Raw genomic sequence first — 3,530 nt, forward strand, 5'->3', positions numbered from 1 at the left:
TCGTCGAGCACCTCCACCCCCAGGTCCTGCAGCAGCGGCAAGATCGCCGAGAGCGAGACCGCCGCGCCGATCCGGAACATCCGGAACCGCACCTCCGTGTCGGGGCCGAGCACCAGCTCGAAATGGGGCTCGCTGCCCAGCCCGCGGATCCGGCGCAGGTCGGCGAGCGCCTGCACGGGGTCGGTGTCGTCCTTGTAGCCCTCCGGCACCCCGGCGACGTAGTCGGCGATCTCGTCGTCGCCCGCGCCGACGAGATCGAACACCCAGTCGTCCCAGGTCAGGATCACCACCCCGAGCTGGCCCTGCAGTCGGATCTGGTCGGGTTGCGGCGCAGCCGGATCGACCTGGACGACGAAGTGGACCAGCGCGAGTCTCGACTCGCTGATCCGCGCGGTGTGGTCTATCCGCCACCCGCCCAGCTCGTGGAGCAGCAGGTCCTGCATGGCCAGCCGCGCGCGCGTCGTGTACCGGTCGCGCGGCAGGTAGACCAGGCAGGAGACGAAGCGCCCGTCCGGCTGCCGTCGCAGGAACAGCCGCAGCCGCCGCGGCTGGGTGAGCGCCAGCACGCCGGTGGCGGTCTCGTGCAGGGCCTCGACGCCGGCCCCGAACAGCTCCTCCCGGGGGTAGTCGGAGAGCACCTCGAGCATCCGCTGCCCCGAGTAGGACTCCAGCGGGAAGCCCGCGCGGTTGATCGCGGCGCGCACCCGCCCCGCGATGGCCGGGATGTCGAGGACGTTCTCGCGCAGCGCGGCCGCGGTGAACAGTCCGAGGAATCTGTGCTGGACGGCCCCCACGGACCTGATCACGACGTAGTACGGGTAGGCGGGGCGCAGCACCCGGCTGGGTGTGCTCGCCCGGGTGAACACCACGGCGTCGGCGTCGCGATCCTGGACGAGCGACGGCTCGTCCTGGCGCAGGACGCCCAGCCCTGATCCCGGTACCGCACGCAGCCGGTGGCCGCGCCGTTCGCGGCGATCGCGCCGGTAGCCGAGGAACAGGAAGTGCCCGTCGGCGAGCCATTCCAGCAGCCGCGCGAGATCCTGGGCATCGGCGGCGGGCGCTCCGGCCAGTTCGGCCGCCACCTTCCGCACGGTGCCGACCATGCGTTCGCGGTCCCCGGTGACCACGCGGACGTCGCTGAGCACGTGGCGCAGCTCGGCTTCGAGGTCCGCGAACTCGTCGGCGGGAAACGGGTCGAGCTCGATCCGCATCCACACCTCGATCACGCAACCCGGGGGTGCTTCCTCCGCGGCGGGGACGACCTCGAGCAGCTCACCGTCGACGCCGCGGCGCACCACGACACTCGGATTGATCATCTGGCGGACCCGGGCATCGACCCGGCCGACGCCGGCCAGCACCGACTCCACGAGGTAGGGCATGTCCTCGCTGAGGATGTCGACGACCGTCCCTCCGGTCGCGGCCCCGCGGACGTCGATCAACGGGGCGCCTGGCCCAAGATGCGCGGCCATGGCCCGGTGGGTCCGGGCGGCATCGGCGAGCGCGACCGACGCGTCGACGTCCGAGCCGAGTGCCTCGACGGGAACGTGCCGGGTGTAGAGCCGGCACAGCTCGACCAGCTCCGGGTCGGCCGCCGCCGGCCCGGCCTCGTCCCTGGCGTGACTCATCGCCACCCCCGATCGGCTCCCACGATTGTCTCTACACCTGCCGACGGCTGCCGCCTATGGTTCGTTCGTGGGGATCGCGGACGATCAGTGGGCACGTCTGTTCGCCCGCATCGTCCAGGACTCGCATTGGGTCACCGGCGATCAGCTCTCAGTGATGATCGACAATGCGGTGCGGTCGGTCGGTCTGACCGCGGAGGTGCTGCTGGTCGACCTGGCGCAGCGGGTGCTGAGTCCGGTGCAACCGCAGCCCCTTCCGGCCGTGCAGATCGCGGGGACGCTGGCCGGGCGCGCGTACCAGACCGAGGAGATCCTGGCCGGCACCGACAAACGCGGCGGGCGGGTGCTGTGGGTGCCGGTACTGGACGGCACCGAACGGGTGGGGATGCTGTGCATCGGTCTCGACGACGACGTCGTGGACGATCCCGAACTGCGGCGACGGTGCTGGGTGCTGTCGGGGCTGGTGGGCCACATCGTGATGACGAAGCTCGTCTCCAGCGACCGGCTACGCCGGCTGCGCAGCAATGGGCCGCTGTCGGTGCCGGCGGAGCTGTTGTGGCATCTTCTGCCACCGCGCACGTTCGCCACCGAACAGGTGGTCATCACCGCGCTGCTGGAGCCGCACGATCGGGTTGCGGGGGATGCCTACGACTACGCGGTCGACTCGAACGCCGTGGAACTGGCGGTCTTCGACGGGATCGGGCACGACATGCAGGCCGGCCTGATCACCGCGCTGGCCATCACCGCGATCCGCAACGGGCGCCGCGCCGGTGAGATCGACCTCGCGGCGCTGGCGAGCCGGGCCGACGATCTGATCGTCCAGCAGCCGGGACCGCTGAAGTTCGTGACCGCGGTGCTCGCCCGCCTGGATACCGAGACCGGGATGCTGCAGTACCTGTTGGCCGGCCATCCGCCGCCGCTGCTGCTGCGCGCTGGCCGGGTGGTCAAACAGCTCGACCATCCGCAGCGGACCCCGCTCGGCGTCCGGGCGGTCGGCGCCACGGGCCCGGTGGTCGGTCAGGAGCAGCTCGAGCCCGGGGACCGGCTGCTGCTGTACTCCGACGGCATCACCGAGGCCCGCGACGAACGTGGGGCGTTCTTCGGCGAGCGGCGGCTCGTGGATTTCACCGAGCGGGCGGCGTTGAACAAGCTGCCCGCGCCGGAGACGCTGCGGCGGCTGGCCGCCGCGGTCCTCGCCCATCAGGGGGAGCGCCTACAGGACGATGCGACGTTGCTGATGGTGGACTGGTCCAGCACCGCTCACGCACAGATGGTGCCCGCCGACGTCGGCTGAGGCGCCGCCGCGGGTCAGGCGTGGTCGGCTGGAGCGGGGATGACGTCGGTGTGGGTGAAGTCGTTGCCCTTGAACAGCAGCGGTTCGCCGCGGCACATCGCAAGCGCGTACGCGAAGCAGTCGCCGAAGTTGAGCTTGGCCGGATGGCCGCTGCCCCGGCCGAAATCGCGGTAGGCGGCCCTGGCGACGTGCGTCTGCTCGGCTGTGACCGGTTCGAGGACCAGCCCGGCCTTGGCCACCAGGTGGTCGATCTGGCGGCTCGCGACCGGATCACGGCCGGAGTCGATGACGATCGCGGTTTCCAGATAGTTCGCCACCGATATTCGGGGCTCGGTCGCCGCGAGGGCGAGGGCGAGTGACTCGGCATCCGGCTCGTCACGCAGGATCGCGATCAGCGCCGAGGTGTCGACGATCAACGGGGAAGCCCGCGCTCGTCGTACAGCAGCTCGCCGTGATCGACCGAACGCGCCGGCTCGGCCAGCCTGCGTGCCGAATCGCGCCCGATTGCGAGCAGGGCATCTGTCTTGCGTCTGACTTCGTGAAGCAGATCCGGTCGGAAATACCCAGCCACGAGTCGGTGTGTCGTACCGACTTGGAGGCTGTTGATGATGTCC

Annotated in this window: 3 protein-coding genes and 1 pseudogene; 1 reads left to right on the forward strand and 3 read right to left on the reverse strand. The window is 70.7% G+C overall.

Features of this window, described 5'->3' with window-relative positions; translation table 11 throughout:
* Nucleotides 1-1,625: pseudogene (locus G567_RS0124935) on the reverse strand (NAD-glutamate dehydrogenase); the annotation flags it as partial.
* 67 nt (nt 1,626-1,692) lie between these two features.
* Between G567_RS0124935 and G567_RS0124940 the strand changes: the two are divergent.
* Nucleotides 1,693-2,916: a PP2C family protein-serine/threonine phosphatase gene (locus G567_RS0124940; protein ID WP_245585791.1), complete on the forward strand. Its 1,224-nt coding sequence runs from the start codon at nt 1,693-1,695 to the stop codon at nt 2,914-2,916.
* Nucleotides 2,917-2,930: 14 nt separating this feature from the next.
* On the opposite strand, the gene G567_RS0124945 is transcribed toward G567_RS0124940, so the two are convergent.
* Nucleotides 2,931-3,332, reverse strand: a complete 402-nt coding sequence (locus G567_RS0124945) for a type II toxin-antitoxin system VapC family toxin (protein WP_028932050.1) — start codon at nt 3,330-3,332, stop codon at nt 2,931-2,933.
* Nucleotides 3,329-3,530, reverse strand: a 202-nt coding sequence (locus G567_RS35780; protein ID WP_211224072.1) for a hypothetical protein, incomplete at its 5' end; no start/stop codon positions are given. The genes G567_RS0124945 and G567_RS35780, both read right to left, overlap by 4 nt.

The sequence above is a fragment of the Pseudonocardia asaccharolytica DSM 44247 = NBRC 16224 genome (genome assembly GCF_000423625.1).
Taxonomy (GTDB): domain Bacteria; phylum Actinomycetota; class Actinomycetes; order Mycobacteriales; family Pseudonocardiaceae; genus Pseudonocardia; species Pseudonocardia asaccharolytica.